Raw genomic sequence first — 19,733 nt, 5'->3', positions numbered from 1 at the left:
ATAAACTTTAAAAATACTATACGTTATCAAAAACGAACGTTATTGATACTGACGTAAGTTTGAAGCTTGGCCTCTAAAATTATTTATTTATTAAGTTAGGGCTTATTAACTAAAACAAATCGGATAGGTCAACACCTTACATTTATTTAAAATATCGGGGGATCTTATGCACCTTGGTGAAAACCTTAAGAAATATCTAACAGAGGCAAACTTGTATTTTCTGTTAAAAAAATTGACCCGCAGAAGTATTTTTATCAAAAACATTTCTATTTTGAGACTTGGTCGATAATTGCTATATGCAAATGGAAGGATGATCCTAATATTGCAATACTAAAATAATGATAGCCCTATGTATTAATTATTATTTTAGGTATTATTCATTGAAACCACCTTAATTAGCACTAAAAATAATGTTAGGAGAATATAAATCATTATATCCTTAAAACCTCGCATGCAAATAATGAAACGGCAACGCTAATATCCACTATAAAAATTAGTAATCTGGTAACACTGAAAAAGGAGTGACTACTGCTCACTTTCTAGAGGAGAACGTCCCTTGAACCAAGGGGCGTTTTTTTTCGTTGACCTACTGGGTTAAAAACTGTTCTTTTTGTCCAGTGTAGAGATCGGACCTTACTGGTTATTGTGACAAAGAAACGTTTAACTTTGTATTTATTCATATATATAGGAAGAAACTCGTCACAAATAGTATTAACATTTAACTACATTTTAATTTTTTCTATAATATTAATAAAAAATTTATTGCAATGTTATTACCTGTGTGGTATATTATATCTTGTCGCTTTTCAGAGAGACCTGATAGGTCATCCCTCAAGGTATCAAAAATGTATTGACTTTTTATGTTGTATGTTATATAATAATAAAGTTGCTCTTTTTAAGCGGTAAACACATTTTGATCTTTGAAAACTGAACGAACCAACCAGTACGTCAATATATTCTTTCTATTAAATAGAGAGAATTCAAACAAGCACATTCGGTGTGCAAATGAGCAAGTCAAACTTTAACTTTTATGGAGAGTTTGATCCTGGCTCAGGACGAACGCTGGCGGCGTGCCTAATACATGCAAGTCGAGCGCAGGAAGCAGGCGGATCCCCTTCGGGGGTGAAGCCTGTGGAATGAGCGGCGGACGGGTGAGTAACACGTGGGCAACCTGCCTGTAAGATCGGAATAACTCCGGGAAACCGGGGCTAATGCCGGGTAATCCTTTATCTCGCATGAGAGGAAGGTAAAAGATGGCTTCTAGCTATCACTTACAGATGGGCCCGCGGCGCATTAGCTAGTTGGTGAGGTAACGGCTCACCAAGGCGACGATGCGTAGCCGACCTGAGAGGGTGATCGGCCACACTGGGACTGAGACACGGCCCAGACTCCTACGGGAGGCAGCAGTAGGGAATCTTCCGCAATGGACGAAAGTCTGACGGAGCAACGCCGCGTGAACGATGAAGGTCTTCGGATCGTAAAGTTCTGTTGTTAGGGAAGAACATGTACCGTTCAAACAGGGCGGTACCTTGACGGTACCTAACGAGGAAGCCCCGGCTAACTACGTGCCAGCAGCCGCGGTAATACGTAGGGGGCAAGCGTTGTCCGGAATTATTGGGCGTAAAGCGCGCGCAGGCGGTTCCTTAAGTCTGATGTGAAAGCCCACGGCTCAACCGTGGAGGGTCATTGGAAACTGGGGAACTTGAGGACAGAAGAGGAGAGTGGAATTCCACGTGTAGCGGTGAAATGCGTAGATATGTGGAGGAACACCAGTGGCGAAGGCGACTCTCTGGTCTGTTTCTGACGCTGAGGTGCGAAAGCGTGGGTAGCAAACAGGATTAGATACCCTGGTAGTCCACGCCGTAAACGATGAGTGCTAGGTGTTAGGGGGCTTCCACCCCTTAGTGCTGAAGTTAACGCATTAAGCACTCCGCCTGGGGAGTACGGCCGCAAGGCTGAAACTCAAAGGAATTGACGGGGGCCCGCACAAGCGGTGGAGCATGTGGTTTAATTCGAAGCAACGCGAAGAACCTTACCAGGTCTTGACATCCTTGGATCACCCTAGAGATAGGGTTTTCCCTTCGGGGACCAAGTGACAGGTGGTGCATGGTTGTCGTCAGCTCGTGTCGTGAGATGTTGGGTTAAGTCCCGCAACGAGCGCAACCCCTAATCTTAGTTGCCAGCATTCAGTTGGGCACTCTAAGGTGACTGCCGGTGACAAACCGGAGGAAGGCGGGGATGACGTCAAATCATCATGCCCCTTATGACCTGGGCTACACACGTGCTACAATGGATGGTACAAAGGGCAGCGAAGCCGCGAGGTGTAGCAAATCCCATAAAACCATTCTCAGTTCGGATTGCAGGCTGCAACTCGCCTGCATGAAGCCGGAATCGCTAGTAATCGCGGATCAGCATGCCGCGGTGAATACGTTCCCGGGCCTTGTACACACCGCCCGTCACACCACGAGAGTTGGCAACACCCGAAGTCGGTGAGGTAACACATTATGTGAGCCAGCCGCCGAAGGTGGGGCCAATGATTGGGGTGAAGTCGTAACAAGGTAGCCGTATCGGAAGGTGCGGCTGGATCACCTCCTTTCTAAGGACATATGCAAGGCGACCTCTTTCTCTTTCGAGAATGTCGGGAAGCTGCCGCATACGGAAGACGTACCTGGTTGGTTGTTCAGTTTTGAGAGATCAAACGATCTTTCAATGTGAACCTTGAAAACTGGATAAGATGATCAGAACGTGACGATCCTCTTTAGATAGAGATCGACACGGGATGACAAGACATCAAACATCAATTTTTTAACGTCTTTTCACGACGATAGTTAAGTGAATAAGGGCGCACGGTGGATGCCTTGGTACTAGGAGCCGATGAAGGACGGGACTAACACCGATATGCTTTGGGAAGCCGTAAGTAGGCTATGCACCGAAGATTTCCGAATGGGGGAACCCCCTGCTCGTAATGGAGCAGGATCCTTTACTGAATACATAGGTAAGGGAAGGCAGACCCGGGGAACTGAAACATCTCATTACCCGGAGGAAGAGAAAGCAAACGCGATTTCCCAAGTAGCGGCGAGCGAAACGGAAACAGCCCAAACCAGAAAGCTTGCTTTCTGGGGTTGTAGGACACTCCTTTGGAGTTACAAAAAAAGAGGATAGATGAATCGATCTGGAACGATCAGCCAGAGCAGGTAAGAGCCCTGTAGTCGACATCTTCTTTTCTCCGGAGTGGATCCTGAGTACGGCGGAACACGAGGAATTCCGTCGGAATCCGGGAGGACCATCTCCCAAGGCTAAATACTCCCTAGTAACCGATAGTGAACCAGTACCGTGAGGGAAAGGTGAAAAGCACCCCGGAAGGGGAGTGAAAGAGATCCTGAAACCGTGCGCCTACAAGTAGTCGGAGCCCATTGATGGGTGACGGCGTGCCTTTTGTAGAATGAACCGGCGAGTTACGACCGTCTGCAAGGTTAAGCTAAAGCAGCGGAGCCGCAGCGAAAGCGAGTCTGAATAGGGCGAAGCAGTAGGCGGTCGTAGACCCGAAACCGTGTGATCTACCCATGTCCAGGGTGAAGGTCAGGTAACACTGACTGGAGGCCCGAACCCACGCAAGTTGAAAATTGCGGGGATGAGGTGTGGGTAGGGGTGAAATGCCAATCGAACACGGAGATAGCTGGTTCTCTCCGAAATAGCTTTAGGGCTAGCCTCAGAATAGAAAGTCTTGGAGGTAGAGCACTGATTGGACGAGGGGCCCCTACCGGGTTACCGAATTCAGTCAAACTCCGAATGCCAACGACTTTGTTCTGGGAGTCAGACCATGGGTGATAAGGTTCATGGTCGAAAGGGAAACAGCCCAGACCGCCAGCTAAGGTCCCCAAGTGTGTGTTAAGTGGAAAAGGATGTGGCGTTGCTTAGACAACCAGGATGTTGGCTTAGAAGCAGCCATCATTGAAAGAGTGCGTAATAGCTCACTGGTCGAGTGACGCTGCGCCGAAAATATACCGGGGCTAAACACACCACCGAAGCTGCGGATTGATCCTTAGGGATCAGTGGTAGGAGAGCGTTCTAAGGGCTGCGAAGTCAGACCGTAAGGACTGGTGGAGCGCTTAGAAGTGAGAATGCCGGTATGAGTAGCGAAAAAAGAGTGAGAATCTCTTTCACCGAAAGCCCAAGGTTTCCTGAGGAAGGCTCGTCCTCTCAGGGTTAGTCGGGACCTAAGCCGAGGCCGAAAGGCGTAGGCGATGGCCAACAGGTTGATATTCCTGTACCGCCTCCTTTCCGTTTGAACGACGGGGGGACGCAGGAGGATAAGGAGAGCGCACCACTGGATGTGTGCGTCCAAGCAGTGAGACGGTCGAGACAGGCAAATCCGCTCGGCAACGTCAAGCTGTGATGGGGAGGGAACTAGAGTACCGAAGCTCCTGATTTCACACTGCCAAGAAAATCCTCTAGTGAGGAAAGAGGCGCCCGTACCGCAAACCAACACAGGTAGGCGAGGAGAGAATCCTAAGGTGAGCGGGAGAACTCTCGTTAAGGAACTCGGCAAAATGACCCCGTAACTTCGGGAGAAGGGGTGCTCCTCTGCCGAGGAGCCGCAGTGAAAAGGCCCAAGCGACTGTTTACCAAAAACACAGGTCTCTGCGAAGCCGTAAGGCGAAGTATAGGGGCTGACACCTGCCCGGTGCTGGAAGGTTAAGGGGATGCGTTAGCGCTTGGCGCGAAGCGTTGAACCGAAGCCCCAGTAAACGGCGGCCGTAACTATAACGGTCCTAAGGTAGCGAAATTCCTTGTCGGGTAAGTTCCGACCCGCACGAAAGGTGCAACGACTTGGGCACTGTCTCAACGAGAGACCCGGTGAAATTATACTATGCGTGAAGATGCGCATTACCCGCGACAGGACGGAAAGACCCCGTGGAGCTTTACTGTAGCCTGATATTGAATGTTGGTACAGCTTGTACAGGATAGGTGGGAGCCTGAGAAGCCGGAGCGCTAGCTTCGGTGGAGGCGCTGGTGGGATACCACCCTGGCTGTACGGACATTCTAACCCAGGACCGTGATCCGGTTCGGAGACAGTGTCAGGTGGGCAGTTTGACTGGGGCGGTCGCCTCCTAAAGAGTAACGGAGGCGCCCAAAGGTTCCCTCAGAATGGTTGGAAATCATTCGCAGAGTGTAAAGGCACAAGGGAGCTTGACTGCGAGACCTACAAGTCGAGCAGGGACGAAAGTCGGGCTTAGTGATCCGGCGGTACCGTATGGAAGGGCCGTCGCTCAACGGATAAAAGCTACCCCGGGGATAACAGGCTTATCTCCCCCAAGAGTCCACATCGACGGGGAGGTTTGGCACCTCGATGTCGGCTCATCGCATCCTGGGGCTGTAGTCGGTCCCAAGGGTTGGGCTGTTCGCCCATTAAAGCGGTACGCGAGCTGGGTTCAGAACGTCGTGAGACAGTTCGGTCCCTATCCGTCGTGGGCGTTGGAAATCTGAAAGGAGCTGTCCTTAGTACGAGAGGACCGGGATGGACACACCGCTGGTGTACCAGTTGTTCCGCCAGGAGCATCGCTGGGTAGCTACGTGTGGACGGGATAAGTGCTGAAAGCATCTAAGCATGAAGCCCCCTTGAGATGAGATTTCCCCTTACGCCAAGTAAGTAAGATTCCTCAGAGACGATGAGGTCGATAGGTCCGAGGTCGAAGCGTGGTGACACGTGAAGCTGACGGATACTAATCAATCGATGACTTATCTATATCAAAATTGAATCGTTTGGTCTTGCCTGTCTTATCCAGTTTTGAGGGTTTCCCTCATAAAACGTATGATGTGGTGGCGAGAGCGAAGAGGTCACACCTGTTCCCATGCCGAACACAGTAGTTAAGCTCTTCAGCGCCGATGGTAGTCGGGTCGAGCCCCGTGAGAGTAGGACGCGGCCACGTCAATTGCAAAAAGCCTTGGATTTTCCAAGGCTTTTTTTATTTTAAACATAACAATCCATGAGTTACGAAGGCTCATGAATGTTTTAGTTTGACAGTGTGTTGGAAGAAGAAATAATTGAATATTTCGAGTAATAAGTAATATCCTCGTGGTACAACATTTAAGTTTTTACAGTATCCCGGAGTCTTTTGTTTTTTAATTTCTAATTTAGTTGCCTTATCTGTTGTCCTACTAGCATCTCCATTTCCTTTATTATCAAATAGGTTTCAATGTTTCCTTTCAGACTAAATAAATCCCACGATATTTTATGCACTCCAGCACCTTTCCCATGTAAAGAAGTGTTTATATATTTAGGCTATTCAAATGAGAAAAAAATGATACGAAATGTAAGGGTAGCAAAAACAGAAGATCACTATGTATGTCTTTCAGATTATCTTGAAGACCTGAATTCGAGATAACGGAATAAAGTTAGGCGGAGGGATCTATTAAGGAGCAACTTCTTGAGAATTCTTCATGTGGATTTCACTAAATATGGAAAACGATATATAGTTAATTAAAATTTAAGAATTACACGATAATGAGGACAAGAGTTATTATGAACGGTTATCAGAGAGGGAAGAGATGGTGGAATATTCCTAACGCTGCGTAGTAACTTACCACCTTTGAGCTGTGTGGATGGAAAAAAGTAGTTCATACCGTAAAGCTACGATACAGCAGACCAAAGCCATTACTTTATAGGGGTAATGGGAAATTCGGTGGAACCCACGGGTTAAGACATACTCGTCCCTTATAGAGGGATGGGCATGTCTTTTAATAGTGTATATTTAATGAGTAACGAAGAAATTGTCATTTCATTTCCTGAATGAGGTATTTACGCTGTTCGGTTAAATTGCTTCATTTTAATAAAATCCATGATAAGCTTTACAACTACCCCTATACCAAACAAAACAAGGAATGAGTAAGTGTAAGTCCAATTATTTAATTTATAGAAGTCAAGATAAACAAAGATTGGCTGAACAATAAAAGAAATAACGAGCGAAGCAATAAAATCGGCGATCAGAAAAGATTTCCACCTGCTAAATGTTTGATACAGTAACGCCATAATAGAGGGAACAATAATAAATTCTACTGAAGTAAATGGTGCAAGAAACTGAAGGAAATGATAAGGATAAATCCATAATTGGAAGTATTCTCCGATATCATCCAAAATACTAGTGATTACATAACTGATCATAAATGCAAGTGTGATTAGTAAAATCCTCTGACGATCTATAAACGATAGAAATAAGAAGAGGAAGACAGCATTTAAGACTAAGATAACCCACCAGTGAAAACTGAATAAAGCATGATGAATCCAATAGTCCATTTCCATTTGATGTAATGTACTGGTCATTCTTTCTATTTCCTTAACCATTTTATCCCTCCTTGGCAGTAAGTATCTCCTGAAACAATGGAAAATATGTAGATTTTACGGGTAACTTGGACTTACCCTGGCGAGAACCCAATAACTGCTCAACTGTTTCAGTGTTATGCACAATTTCCTTTCGTTGCACAAGCGTTTTTCCATAATTGTTTATGGTACGAGGTTCTATTCGTTCAATCATAACATCGAGGGGAGCGATAAATGAAAATAACACGTTTTGATAAATCAAAACGTGTTATTAACAGATTCAAAAGTTAATTTTAATAACGCCAAAGGATTATCCGCCCCGTAACTTGCCTGTTAACACCATAAAGTTTTGCTACATCTCCATAATATAGGCCAAAAGCCATATTAGTAAATTGGGTGCTGTGTCCATATGGTTCGTTAAAGACTGGTTTATATGCTGTACAATTTCCTGTTGACGCACTACATAGCCGAACCTTTAACGCATCATTAGATCCCCAATCAGTAATGTTTACACCAATAGTACCACCACTAGGAACTTTCATATATCCATCCCATTGTCCATCCCCAGTGGTGAACCAGAAGGTTCTTTTAGCATCGGCTGATGCTGGAGAAGCAAAGCCAATAAAAGTAATAGAAACAACTGCAATTATGACCAACATAGACATAAATCTTTTCACTATTTGATTCACCTCTCTTTCGCACCTTATAAAAGTATGCTGGGAGAACTTGTCATATGTAGGTGAAGAAACTAAGAAAAGTAGTAAACGGGACATTTAATTGAATAAAGCACAAGGTAAAACTAACCTTTCTTTAATAGCACACGACTTTATTGATAAGGATTGTTAGAAATCACAGCGAACTGAGATGGTAGAAAAGTATATCCCAATGTCTGAAACCTATGTTATAAGTAATTAAGAAGACTTTGTCGGCTTCGTGTCAATGATAGATAATTATTTGGCTGCATTATTTATTGATGTTAAGTATCAAGGTGAAGGATACGGAAAGGGATTGTTCAATTTTATAAAAAGCTAAAGGGAAAATATACAATTAAAAGTGTACAAGAAAAATAACAAAGCTGTTGATTTCTATTTAAAAAATGGCTTTGTAATAAAAGAAGATTCATTTGATGAACAGACTTCCGAGGTAGAATTTTTAATGGAATGGGAAAAGGGGTAAGTGTCGTTAGGCAAGTTAGATTATCATGTAAAAATACAAACGAATAATCTTCCTCAATCGGGGCGCAAGAGTTGAATAACGGACTGTCTAAGTGCAGTCCGTTTTGCTGTTTTATTCAGCTTTAGGGCAGGATAGTTACACAAGACTTCCTACCCAAAATTAATTATAAGAAAATAAAATCCTTAAAATCCTTTACTGTTTCAAAGTAATAATTAGACTCTGCTTTCATCCATTGCTTTATTTCAGGGATACTGTGAGACCATCCGGCAGCTGCAAAATTTAAGTTGCAGCTTTTGGCCATCACCATTCCTGGCTTAAGATCATCTAGCACAAGGGCATCTGTTTCTTGAAGATCAAAACGGGTTAAAATTTGTTTGATCGGGTAAGGATGTGGCTTTCTCTGATGCTCCTCAAGTTCCCAGCCGAAGATGGCGTCTGGTAAAAACCCAAAATGTACTGAGTAGTCTCTTTCAATTCGACTTCTTTCTGAATGGGAAACAACAGTCACGATACCACCTTGTTTCTTAAATTCTTGAATGGTTTCAGGAAACATCTCATAAAAATCTGGTACCGTTGATTCGGTGTACTTTTTCCATACTTCTTGCTGATGTTGTTGTTCCTTTTCTGTAAATTGAATAATGTCCTTACATAAAGAAGAAAACCCTGGATTAAAACAGTATCCAACGAATTCTTCAAATGTAATGGATTTATCATTAGGCCTTAATTCTTTTAAAGCTTGAACAAAGGATGGATAATGTATATCAGGTGTGCTTTTTACTGCTGTGTCATCGTGGTCAAGTATTAAACATTTATATCTTAAAGTCATGTTATCCCCCTGTGAATTTTAAAATCCCTTTCATTCTATCACCTTTTCCTAAAAGGCACATTACATTTTCTTCAGCTAAAGGACGCTTCGTATCATAAGGTTAACCGGATGAACTGGTTAGCCTATTTTTTATGGGTTATTCTTTAGGTAGTCGGGGTAGGACGTTAGGGCGCGTGGGACATGATCCCGATCGGAATATTGTCCACCCCCTACTTGTAGAAACATGTTTGAGGCTGGTTGGGACATAGATCCCGTATAACAAGCGAAGCTATGATACTGCAAGATAGGTTAGGGGCTGCCGACTAATTCTAAAAAAGGAGATGTGGTAATCAATGGATCCAGTCATTGGCCTGGATGTCGCAAAAGGAGAAAGCCAAGTTCAAGCCTTTTTACAGAAGAAAAATCCTTACAAGAAAAGCTTTAAATTCGAACATAATGCATTAGGTTTATGTGACTTTTATCGGTTTTATCAAGAAGTTGAGGATGTTTCTGGTCTACCTCCAGTCGTGATATTTAAATCAACGGGGCACTATCACGAGCCTGTACTTCAGTTTTTAGAAGAACATCAAATCACCTATTTTTTAATTAATCCAGTGCTTTCCTATGAATCTAGAAAAAGTAGCTTGAGGAAAGTGAAAACCGATGCCATCGATGCTTTCCGTTTAGGGGAGTTGTACTACCAAAACGAAGATCTTGAAGCCTTTCAAAAGAAGAGCATACGAACGATGAATTTACGTCATTTAACGAGGCAATATGAATCTTTAACAGGTATGTATGTCCAAGCTAAACTCCAATTTCAAACCATACTGGACCAAGTCTTCCCTGAATATAAGAAGGTATTCGCAGCCTTATATTCACCGACTTCCTTATCAACCCTCCGTTACTATCAAACACCAGAAGGGGTAAAGAAGGAAACGGTTGATCAAATGGCCGAAGTCATTTTGAGGCAGGGGGCTAAACGTTCTTTGAAGTGGGCTTTAGAAAAGGCTCAGAAACTAAAAGATGCAGCTGAGCGAGATCCATTTAATCATAATGTATATAGTAGTAACTTAGTTTGTTTAAATCTCACCATTCAATTGCTTCTACAATACCAAGAGCACCTATCTCAAGTTAAAAAAGAGATAGATGCCCTGGCAGAAGAATTTGAAGAATATAGGATTATTCGATCGATCCCAGGTATTGGTGGCAAGATTGCGGCCACAATCATCGCCGAGATTGGGGAAATCGATCCGTTTAGCCATCCAAAAAAACTTGTAGCTTATGCCGGAATTGATCCAAGTATTTTCGAATCTGGCAAGTTTAAGGCCACGATCAACAAAATTACCAAAAGGGGCTCCTCCCGCCTCCGACATGTACTTTATACAGCAGCGCAATGTGGGATAACCAACAACCGTAATCCAAAACTAAAAGCATTTTATGACAAAAAGCGTGAAGAAGGGAAACCCCATAAGGTGGCCATCATTGCTTGTGCAAATAAGCTCATTCATTGGATTTATGCTTTATTAAAACGTAAAGAGGCTTTCAAAATTTAGATGATCCAAAAAAATATTCTAATAGAAATAACTTCAAGTTACCCTGTTTGAAGTTTATTTGGTATGTCCGTCTTTATTGTAACATGACTTTTTTATCTTTTTTAGCCCTACCTGTTGACCTTCTATTAGCTGGTATTAATGGAATAAGATAATTATTTATAGACTGATTGGTTTTTGCCATTCAGTCTATTTTATTTCATTAGAGTCTACTCTATTGGAACAAACAAGAATCCGGCAAGACAATACAAACAACTCGAAGAAATAGGAATGGATATCATTTTTGAAGAGCAATTATCCGGGGCTATACAACAACGACCAGAGAATGGATGAATCTTTTGAGAGTTTGGGTGAACAGATCCTTTTTCCATTGATTGAATACATACGGAAAAAGAGTGTAGCTAAATAAAAGGTAAAACAATGCATGTTGTATAGAACGAACAAAACTCAAGACATAGAAAAGCCTATAAGATAAGGATTTTTATCCTTAGCGTAAGCTATCCGCGTTTTGCTGGCGGTTCCCCAATACGGTGATGAAAATCTGTGCTTCTTAAACGAGATTCCGCATGACTGCAATGATTACTTGCAGGAACTTACTTCAATATAGTCAAGAATTTTCCAGAAAAATATACCGAATATACAAATTATGAAAGGTGATGACCTTTTAATTCATTAAGTACTCTTCTGTTGAAAATAAATAGCATTTAGAAAGATTTTTAGTTCTGAAAATCATCTATAGAGTGGTTTGAAAAATCTAACTAAATTAATTTACAGAAAATTATTAATATTTATTGTAATCGGAAATATGTATGCTATAATATTTGTATACAATTATTCACTTATACAAAGGGGTGGTGATTATTTTTAAAACTATGGAAAATAATTTGAGTAGGATTTCAGCCAAAGATATTGTTTATAAGCAGATTAAAGAAAAAATTATAAAATCTTTTCTTGAACCAGGACAACCTATTGTGAATAAGGAATTAGGAAATGAATTGGCAATAAGCAGGACACCTCTTAGAGAGGCATTACAAAGACTTGAAGTAGAGGGGCTAGTTGTTCGTAATTCGAATGGAACATTTTGTGTTTCTCCTATATCAATAAAAGAATGTAAAGAATTATTTGTAATGCGTAGTAAATTAGAAGGAATTCTAATCAGAGATGCAATCGATAATCTTACAGAAGAACACATCGGGCATTTATCATATCTTACAAAAATGGTGAAATTAAACGCTAGATTAGAGGATTATACAGATACAGAGAATTTGGGTGGTAAGTTTCACAGTGCTATTTACTCTATCAGTGATAATACAACAGTTGTAAACATTATTTTTCAACTAAATGATCGTATTAATAGATATAGACATTTAGCTCATAAACACTTTGTAGATATAAAAACTTCATCTGATGAACATGAGGTCATACTTAATTACATGATTAAAGGAGATAAGGTTAACGCAGAATTAGAAATTGAAAAGCATATTATAAATGCAATGAAAGTGGCGATTAAAGCTGTTGAAAATTATGAAAGCGTTAACAAATCAGACAGAAAGAGCAAATAATCAAACAATAAAAATAAACTTAGGGGTGTTTCTATGACATATGCAGTGATAGGCGGAGGTAATACAGGTCAAGCGATAGCTAGCTATCTAGCTTTAAATGAAGAAAAGGTCAAATTATATACAAGAAATGCAGAAAGAGCAGAACGAATATCTAGGAATGGGTTAGAAATAAAAGGTGTTTATTCTGGATACATAAATTTAGAAGTACACACATCAATGGAAGAAGTCATTCAGGATGCTGAAATTATTATCATTTCAACTACTGCAGATGGCCATAAACCAATTATTAGAGAATTAAAGCCGTTACTAAAGAACGATCAGACAATAGTGTTTATCCCAGGATATTGGGGGGCTGTTGAATGTAAACAAATACTTGGAGAAGATATTGAGACTAAAAATATTACTATTGCAGAAACAAGCGCACAGCCTTTCATTAGTGATGCAGATGATGAAGGGGCAGTAAGTGTAAGAAGAATTAAAAATAACGTCTTAGTAAGTACACTAGCTACTTCAAAAGGACAGCCATCATTATCATCAGAATTTTTAGAGAGATTCCCACATCTAGTTCCTTCCAAAAATGTATTTGAAACTTCATTAAATAATTCAAACGTTGTGGTTCATGTACCAATTTCATTATTTAATGCCAGCAGGATTGATGATTCGCAAGAATTTCTATTTTATCCAGATGGTATATCCCCTTTAATAGTTAGATACATTGAAAAAGTTGATGATGAAAGAAGGGAAATAGCTGATTTGTTCCATGTAGAAACAAAAGATATTCTTACTATTCTAAATGATTTTTATGGAACTAGTTATTCCACTTTATATGAGGCGTTACCTGGTTTATTCCCAGAGGGAGCAGGTCCAACTACTTTTAAACATAGATACTTTACCGAAGATATACCTTTTGGTTTAGTGGCAATTTCAGAAATTGCTAAGAAAGCTGGTATTGAGATACCTTACACAGATTCACTTATCGATATAACATCTTTACTTTCAACAGTGGACTATAGAAAAGAGGGGGTTAACCTCGAGAACATAACTTTCGAAGAACTATCCAGTTATGGGGGGCTGACTCAAAAAGTTTAAATGATTCTAAAAGTTATCATAAAGAAAAGATTTATAGATTGATATCCAGTGGTTTTAAAGTATTGATTAATAATTTCTCTCAAGGATAGTCAATAGTTATTTGAAAGAGATTTCAAAAAGGGTGGGATTTCTAAATGTTAAATATTCAAAATTTGAAAGTATCATTTGGTGATAAAGAAGTTTTAAAAGGTGTTGATTTAACTGTTAACAAAGGTGACGTTGTCACTTTTATAGGACCAAGTGGTACTGGTAAGACAACTATATTAAAGTGTATTAATTATCTAGTTGAACCCGACGAAGGTCAAATGCAACTGTTAGATGTAAGTGCAGACTTTAAAAATATTAATAAAAAAGAAATACTTCAGCTAAGACGTAACACTGCAATGGTTTTTCAACAATTTAATCTGTTTAAAAATAAAACAGTAGTAGAAAATGTGATGGATGCCCAAATTACAGTTCAGAAGAAGTCAAAAAAAGAAGCTTATGAAAAAAGTATTGATTTATTAGAAAAAGTAGGTTTGTTAGAAAAAGAAAATGAATATCCTTCTAGATTATCAGGAGGACAACAGCAAAGGGTAAGTATTGCAAGAGCTTTAGCTGTTGAACCAGAAGTAATTTTATTTGATGAACCAACATCTTCACTCGATCCGGAGTTGGTAGCTGAAGTGTTAAAAGTTATCGAAAGTGTTGCAAAAACTGGTGTAACAATTCTCCTAGTAACTCATGAAATGAGTTTTGCACGAAAGGTATCAAATAAAATTGTATTTATGGAAAAAGGAAAAATTGTTGAAGAAGGATCACCTGAACAAATTTTTGAGAACTCACAAAATGAAAGAACAAAACAATTTTTGAAAAATTATTATGCAGAAGCTGCTGAAATGATGGAAGCTACACAATAAAAATATAAACAAGGGGTGTTATTTATGAAAAAATTATCAATGTCTTTATTAGCTTTAGGAATGACTTTTGTATTAGCAGCATGTAACGAGGAGTCAGTTACAGATGAAACAGCAAGTGAGGAGGTACGAACTATACAAGTTACTACACCTCCAACTTCCAAGAATTTAAGCTGGCAAACACCAGATGGTGAAATCCTAGGTTATGAGCCGGATGTATTAAGAGCGATAGATGAAAAATTAGAAGGATATGAATTTAATATTCAGGCAGTAGCTGATAGTGCTCAAGAAACTGGTCTAAAAACAGGGAAATATGAACTTAATGTGGGTGGATTCTATCCGACTCCTGAACGTAAAGAGCAATATTATGTACCGGAAGAACCAAATGGAAGAAGTCTGATAAAAATGTATGTTAGAGAAGACAGTGATATTGAAACTCTTGAGGATCTAGTTGGAAAGAATATCACACCTTTTACAGCTGGAGGAGGAACATTACAAGTAGTATTGGATTGGCAAGAGGAAAATCCTGAACATAAACTTGATCTTGAGGAATCTAGTGGTGATATTCCATACGCTCAGCGTCTAAAAGAAATAGACTCTGGTAAATATGATGCTTTTGTTGGTCCTGCTAACTTGGGACAAAATGAGGTTATTGAAGAACTTGGTTTAAAAGTGAGAGGAACCGACCCTATTTATGTAGGCGAAACAATTTTGCTGATTCATAAATCAGAAGAAAATGAACAACTAGTTGAAGAGGTTAACCAAGCATTGAAAGAATTAAGAGAAGACGGAACACTATCTGAGATTTCTGAAGAATACTATGGAGAAGATATATTCCAATATGAAGTGACTAAGTAAAAGATTTTAATTAATCTGATGGTTGTGCCCCATTATAAGAAAAGAGAATGAATTTACTTATAATGGGGCATTAAATTTATTTATGAAGGGGAGAATCATCGGTATGGATGCACCAAATACACTAGAAATAATATCTTTATTGTTAGAAGTAGCTCATGTTTCTTTAATTATTTTAGTGGTATCCGCTGTATTAGGGTTATTACTTGGATCATTACTTACCATGATTAACGTTAAAGATATACCTGTACTTAAGCAATTTACTGTAGTAATTTCATCATTTACAAGAAGTGTACCAATCATTATTCAATTGTTTTTAGTTTATTATGCATTACCACCAATTTTAGCAAACTTTGGTATTGATGCTAGTAATCTAAGTGCTACTGTTGCTGCTATTTTGGCTTTGACATTATATCATGGTGGTTATCTTACTGAAGTTTTAAGAGCAGCATATAAAGCAGTCGATAAGGGGCAACACGAAGCTGCAGATAGCTTTGGTTATACTCCAACTAAAAAATTCTTTAGAATTATACTTCCTCAAGTTGTACCTGTTGCTTTGCCTGGATGGGGGAACGCCTTGATCCACTTAATACATGATACTTCGCTTGTTTTTGCTCTAGGTGTCGCTGATATTATGGGACGCGCAGAGTTAATTGCAGCAGCATCGTTTGGAATGAACCAGGTAACAGTATTTATTACCGTTGCGATAATTTATATTATTTTTACATTTCTTTCAGATGGTATGGTTCGTCTATTTGAAAAGAAAACAAGAAAATATAAGTTGGATTCGGGACTTAATGCAAGGGGGATGTAAATGCTTAATTTTGAGATATTAGTTGAGAACTTTTTTGGAATATTAAATGTAGTTCCACAAACTGTTGCACTAGCTGTCACTATATTTATCTTATCTATTTTAGTGGGTACTGTAATGGCATTAATTCAGGAATATAATGTGCCTGTAATTAAGCAAATTGTTATGTTGTTTAAGTTATTTATGAGAGGTACACCATTAATTGTGTTTATCTTTATAATGTATTATTCCCTACCTGGGATTGTTAGCTTTTTTACAAATTTACTAAACTTAGATTATAATCCTCATAATATGTCACCTGTTGTTATACTCATAGTTGCTGTATCACTAACAGTATCATCATTTCAAGCAGAAACAATAAGAGCTTCATTTCTCTCGGTAAGTTATGGACAAATAGAAGCTGCACGATCATTAGGATATACGCCTTTCCAGGCATTTCTTAGAATTATAACTCCTCAGGCACTTGTGGAGGCATTACCGGAGTTTGGGAATGCATTTTTAGTTGTAATGAAGGCAATTTCATTAGGGTTTATGATTACTGTAGTTGACATATTTGCTGAAGCTAGACTTATTGCAGCTTCAAACTCATATTATGTTGAAGCGTTTATTGTAGCTGCTTTAATGTATTGGGGAATTGCATATATTGTAGTTACACTGACTAACAAATATGAATCATCTTTAGCAAGAAGAACTTAGCTGCTATATAAGTTGAACAAATATTTTATAGTCGAACACATAAGCGAATAATCGCTTCTTTTCTTCGCTACTTGACGTCTTTAAGAAACGCACGAACAGCGAGGATAATTTTCTGGACACTGCTAAAAAAGACATTGTTAATGACCATTTCTTTCAGCCATTTCCAGACGCCTTCCATCAAGTTCAATTGTGGACTGTAAGGAGGTAAGAATACCAGCTCAATTCGGTCTCGATTTTCTTCCAGGAATGGCTGAATCAATTTGGCATGATGAATCTGCGCATTGTCTAAGATCATGACGATTTTAAACGTTGGGTAAGAGTCAAATTTTCGAGAGGAAACGTAGAAAAGCATACTTTACTTGGTGTTTACCCGAAAGTGATAAATATAAAAATTAAGTTCAACTTATATAGATAGAAATTAGAGATACTTAATTATGAACACTTCATAACAGTCTCAAAGTTTAGATGTAAATAATTGACTAAAATACATACATTAAGGAGGAAAATATGAAAAGAATTATAATTACAGGAGCACTAGGACAGATAGGTACTGAGCTAACGTTCAAGCTGATGGAGAAGTATGGCGAAAGATATTATGGAGTCGAACAATGATGATTTAATAAGTAAACATTTAAGAATACTAGAGGTTAGAGACTTTGAAAGTATGAAAGAAATCGTAGAAGAATTTAAGCCAGATACAATACTACATATGGCATCAATACTAAGTGCTACATGTGAGGAAAATCCTCAGGTTGAGTGGGATATTAACATGGGTGGACTTGTAAATGCACTCGAAGTTGCGAGGCTTTATAATCTAAAGTTTTTCACCCCAAGTTCAATAGGCGCTTTTGGACCAACTACACCAAAGGAAAATACGCCACAGGTCACTATTCAAAGACCAAACACTATGTATGGTGTAAATAAAGTATCAGGAGAACTACTTTGTGATTACTATTATACAAAGTTCGGAGTTGATACAAGAGGTATACGTTTCCCTGGCTTAATATCTCATGTAAAAGAACCCGGTGGAGGTACGACAGATTATGCAGTTGAAATATACTTTGAAGCTATGAAATCTGGAAAGTACACATCTTTTCTCGACAAAGATGCATGCTTAGATATGATGTATATGGAAGATGCCATTGATGCGATAATCCAGTTGATGGAAGCAGATGGTAAAAAACTTGAAGATCGTAATGCATTCAATATTAGTACAATGAGTGTGAATCCAGAGATGGTTGCAATTGAGATTAGAAAACATCTTCCAGATTTTTCACTATATTATAATGTTGATCCTGTGCGTCAAGGTATTGCCGATAGCTGGCCAAATGCAATCGACTGCTCTGAAGCAAAACGTCAATGGGGATTTGCTCCGCGTTATACTCTTGAGAAGATGACTGATAGTTATGTTAGAAGCGATAAACAATAAGAAAAGTCTACTAAAGACTTAACGATGCAGAATTTTCTATATTACTGTTTTAAAAATAAACCTCTAGGTAACATTGCCTAAAGGCTATACTGGTCATTCTTCATACAGTATTGCAAAAGGCGTTAGAAGTTAAAAAGAAAGAAGACGAGTGGACAGCTAAAATTTCAAGTGGAATATCATATGAAGAATTATAAAAAAATAGACGGTCAGCTCCCTCAGCCAAAATTTACTAAAAGAATAACAAAATTTCAAAAATTGTGTAGAGGAGAAAAAAATGTATCCAAATATTCTTAGACATCCTAGGCCATTGCCAATTCCTAAAAAAGTGGAACTGGCAATGGCATTAGTCAGCGTACAGAAGAATTTGTCAAGCTATATCAAGAAACCACCGAACATGTGAAACCTATCTTCGGACGAAGCAAGAAAGTCGATTTCTCAATTTACAAGGAGATCGACTTTTTATATGAATCTGGCCCGTTTCAGGAAGATACCCCTTTTGAGCATAAGTCCACACCCTTATCAATAACGTTCGTTTTTGATAACGAGCGTCCAAAGTATAGAATTCATGTGAATTTTAGCAATAAATGGCGTATTATTTCAGGATTATTTGTCGTAAGGGGTTAAACTCTGGATAGTGCCAACGAAGCTGTCACCAGGAGCAAAATGATGGATTGGCTTAACAAATTCTCTCATCGTAAATTGTTTACTCTAAGTGGTAGCATGTGGTAGCATCAGGTGGATTTAAAATTTAAAAGAGTAACTAAATACAATAAAGCCTAATTTCTCCTTTAAAATGATGAGGAATTAGACTTTTATTACTTCGTAATTGCGCCCTATCGTATTATGGAGTAAGTAATATTAAGTGATACAAACAATAAAAAGGAAATGGTGCATAGCCATTTCCTTTTTATTGCTTGATATTTAGAAGGCATTACTCAAATTTAGGAGAACGTGTAAAGACTTTTCTTACCATCGGCTCAAAAAACTCCACTGGTAAATACTCGAAGTCGGGGTCAAAGCAATTCTGATCGTAATTCTCACAGAAATTCACACATGCTTGATAAAAAGGGTTGTCTTTGAAGATATCTCGAGCATTTTTTTCTGTTTCTGTCATATGAGCCATATAATGCTGCTGAAATACTCCATGGTGTTTCACAATCCATGTTGCCTTTTCAGAAACAAATGGCTTGAGGATAGCTGCAACCATTTCACCATGAGTATGTGGTGCCAACTCATCTCCAATATCATGTAATAAAGCTGCCACAATCATATCTTCATCTTCGTTATTTTGATACGCTCTGGTTGCAGATTGTAAAGAATGCTCATATCGAGATATTCGATAGCCACTAAAGCTATTTTTCAATTCATCCAACTTTTTTAGTAAACGGTCAGGAAGTCCTGTATTGAAACCTTCCTCTAGTTTTTCCAGATATTCAAATTCCTCTTTTGTGCCCTCTACCATTTTCCTGAAATCAACTACTTTTTGCATTGATATATCCTCCTTTAATGCTTTACTAAGAAATTTATTAAGAATTTAATTTTCAAA

13 protein-coding genes, 3 rRNA genes and 2 pseudogenes are annotated in these 19,733 nt (G+C 39.1%); 12 read left to right on the top strand and 6 right to left on the bottom strand.

Translation table 11 applies throughout. The features are described 5' to 3' along the window. Positions 1 to 1,027: 1,027 nt before the first annotated feature. The 3 genes from MUO14_RS09430 to rrf all read left to right on the top strand — a co-directional run bounded on the left by MUO14_RS09430 (position 1,028) and on the right by rrf (position 5,930). Positions 1,028 to 2,596 (top strand): 16S ribosomal RNA (locus MUO14_RS09430). A 230-nt stretch (positions 2,597 to 2,826) separates the two neighbouring features. Further along, a 23S ribosomal RNA gene (locus MUO14_RS09425) occupies positions 2,827 to 5,747 on the top strand. 69 nt (positions 5,748 to 5,816) lie between these two features. Next, positions 5,817 to 5,930, top strand: a 5S ribosomal RNA gene (rrf, locus tag MUO14_RS09420). The 16S, 23S and 5S rRNA genes sit together here, the layout of an rRNA operon. A gap of 200 nt (positions 5,931 to 6,130) precedes the next feature. Here the strand turns inward: rrf and MUO14_RS09415 are convergent. The 4 genes from MUO14_RS09415 to MUO14_RS09400 form a co-directional block, all read right to left on the bottom strand. Continuing rightward, the gene (locus MUO14_RS09415) at positions 6,131 to 6,241 is read right to left on the bottom strand and encodes a YqzL family protein (RefSeq protein ID WP_244754974.1); all 111 of its coding nucleotides are present in this window, start codon (positions 6,239 to 6,241) and stop codon (positions 6,131 to 6,133) included. Positions 6,242 to 6,799: 558 nt separating this feature from the next. Beyond that, on the bottom strand, positions 6,800 to 7,342 hold the full coding sequence (locus MUO14_RS09410; protein WP_244754973.1) for a CBO0543 family protein: 543 nt from the start codon (positions 7,340 to 7,342) through the stop codon (positions 6,800 to 6,802). A 269-nt stretch (positions 7,343 to 7,611) separates the two neighbouring features. Next, positions 7,612 to 7,977, bottom strand: a complete 366-nt coding sequence (locus MUO14_RS09405; protein WP_244754972.1) for a hypothetical protein — start codon at positions 7,975 to 7,977, stop codon at positions 7,612 to 7,614. 680 nt (positions 7,978 to 8,657) lie between these two features. Then, the gene (locus MUO14_RS09400) at positions 8,658 to 9,320 is read right to left on the bottom strand and encodes an HAD family hydrolase (RefSeq protein WP_244754971.1); all 663 of its coding nucleotides are present in this window, start codon (positions 9,318 to 9,320) and stop codon (positions 8,658 to 8,660) included. Between the two features lie 332 nt (positions 9,321 to 9,652). On the opposite strand from MUO14_RS09400, the gene MUO14_RS09395 reads away from it, so the two are divergent. The 7 genes from MUO14_RS09395 to MUO14_RS09365 all read left to right on the top strand — a co-directional run bounded on the left by MUO14_RS09395 (position 9,653) and on the right by MUO14_RS09365 (position 16,758). After that, positions 9,653 to 10,852 carry an IS110 family RNA-guided transposase gene (locus tag MUO14_RS09395; protein WP_244754970.1) on the top strand — a complete coding sequence of 400 codons (1,200 nt, stop codon included), beginning with the start codon at positions 9,653 to 9,655 and terminating at the stop codon, positions 10,850 to 10,852. A gap of 851 nt (positions 10,853 to 11,703) precedes the next feature. After that, positions 11,704 to 12,411: a GntR family transcriptional regulator gene (locus tag MUO14_RS09390; protein ID WP_244754969.1), complete on the top strand. Its 708-nt coding sequence runs from the start codon at positions 11,704 to 11,706 to the stop codon at positions 12,409 to 12,411. A gap of 33 nt (positions 12,412 to 12,444) precedes the next feature. Continuing rightward, a complete protein-coding gene (locus tag MUO14_RS09385; protein ID WP_244754968.1) occupies positions 12,445 to 13,500 on the top strand; it encodes an NAD/NADP-dependent octopine/nopaline dehydrogenase family protein in 1,056 nt (351 codons plus the stop codon). Positions 13,501 to 13,634: 134 nt separating this feature from the next. After that, positions 13,635 to 14,399 (top strand): amino acid ABC transporter ATP-binding protein, encoded by a 765-nt coding sequence (locus MUO14_RS09380; RefSeq protein WP_244754967.1) that lies wholly within the window; start codon positions 13,635 to 13,637, stop codon positions 14,397 to 14,399. Between the two features lie 24 nt (positions 14,400 to 14,423). Next, positions 14,424 to 15,254, top strand: coding sequence for a transporter substrate-binding domain-containing protein (locus MUO14_RS09375; protein WP_244754966.1), 831 nt, complete (start codon positions 14,424 to 14,426; stop codon positions 15,252 to 15,254). 103 nt (positions 15,255 to 15,357) lie between these two features. Continuing rightward, positions 15,358 to 16,065, top strand: a complete 708-nt coding sequence (locus MUO14_RS09370) for an amino acid ABC transporter permease (protein ID WP_244754965.1) — start codon at positions 15,358 to 15,360, stop codon at positions 16,063 to 16,065. Continuing rightward, a complete protein-coding gene (locus tag MUO14_RS09365; RefSeq protein WP_244754964.1) occupies positions 16,066 to 16,758 on the top strand; it encodes an amino acid ABC transporter permease in 693 nt (230 codons plus the stop codon). It abuts the gene before it with no gap. A gap of 67 nt (positions 16,759 to 16,825) precedes the next feature. On the opposite strand, the pseudogene MUO14_RS09360 reads toward MUO14_RS09365, so the two are convergent. Continuing rightward, positions 16,826 to 17,105, bottom strand: a pseudogene (locus MUO14_RS09360) (transposase); the annotation flags it as partial. A gap of 160 nt (positions 17,106 to 17,265) precedes the next feature. Here MUO14_RS09360 and MUO14_RS09355 point away from each other — a divergent pair. Together MUO14_RS09355 and MUO14_RS24290 are read left to right on the top strand one after the other, a co-directional pair. Continuing rightward, positions 17,266 to 18,209: pseudogene (locus MUO14_RS09355) on the top strand (NAD-dependent epimerase/dehydratase family protein). A gap of 252 nt (positions 18,210 to 18,461) precedes the next feature. After that, the gene (locus MUO14_RS24290; RefSeq protein WP_255822186.1) at positions 18,462 to 18,587 is read left to right on the top strand and encodes a hypothetical protein; all 126 of its coding nucleotides are present in this window, start codon (positions 18,462 to 18,464) and stop codon (positions 18,585 to 18,587) included. Between the two features lie 531 nt (positions 18,588 to 19,118). Here MUO14_RS24290 and MUO14_RS09350 read toward each other — a convergent pair. Next, entirely contained in the window at positions 19,119 to 19,676 is a 558-nt protein-coding gene (locus tag MUO14_RS09350; RefSeq protein ID WP_244754963.1) for an HD domain-containing protein, read from the bottom strand. Positions 19,677 to 19,733 lie beyond the last annotated feature (57 nt).

It is taken from the genome of Halobacillus shinanisalinarum (genome assembly GCF_022919835.1).
GTDB classification, from domain to species: Bacteria; Bacillota; Bacilli; order Bacillales; family Halobacillaceae; genus Halobacillus_A; species Halobacillus_A shinanisalinarum.
This window is presented reverse-complemented; position numbering and strand designations above follow the sequence as displayed.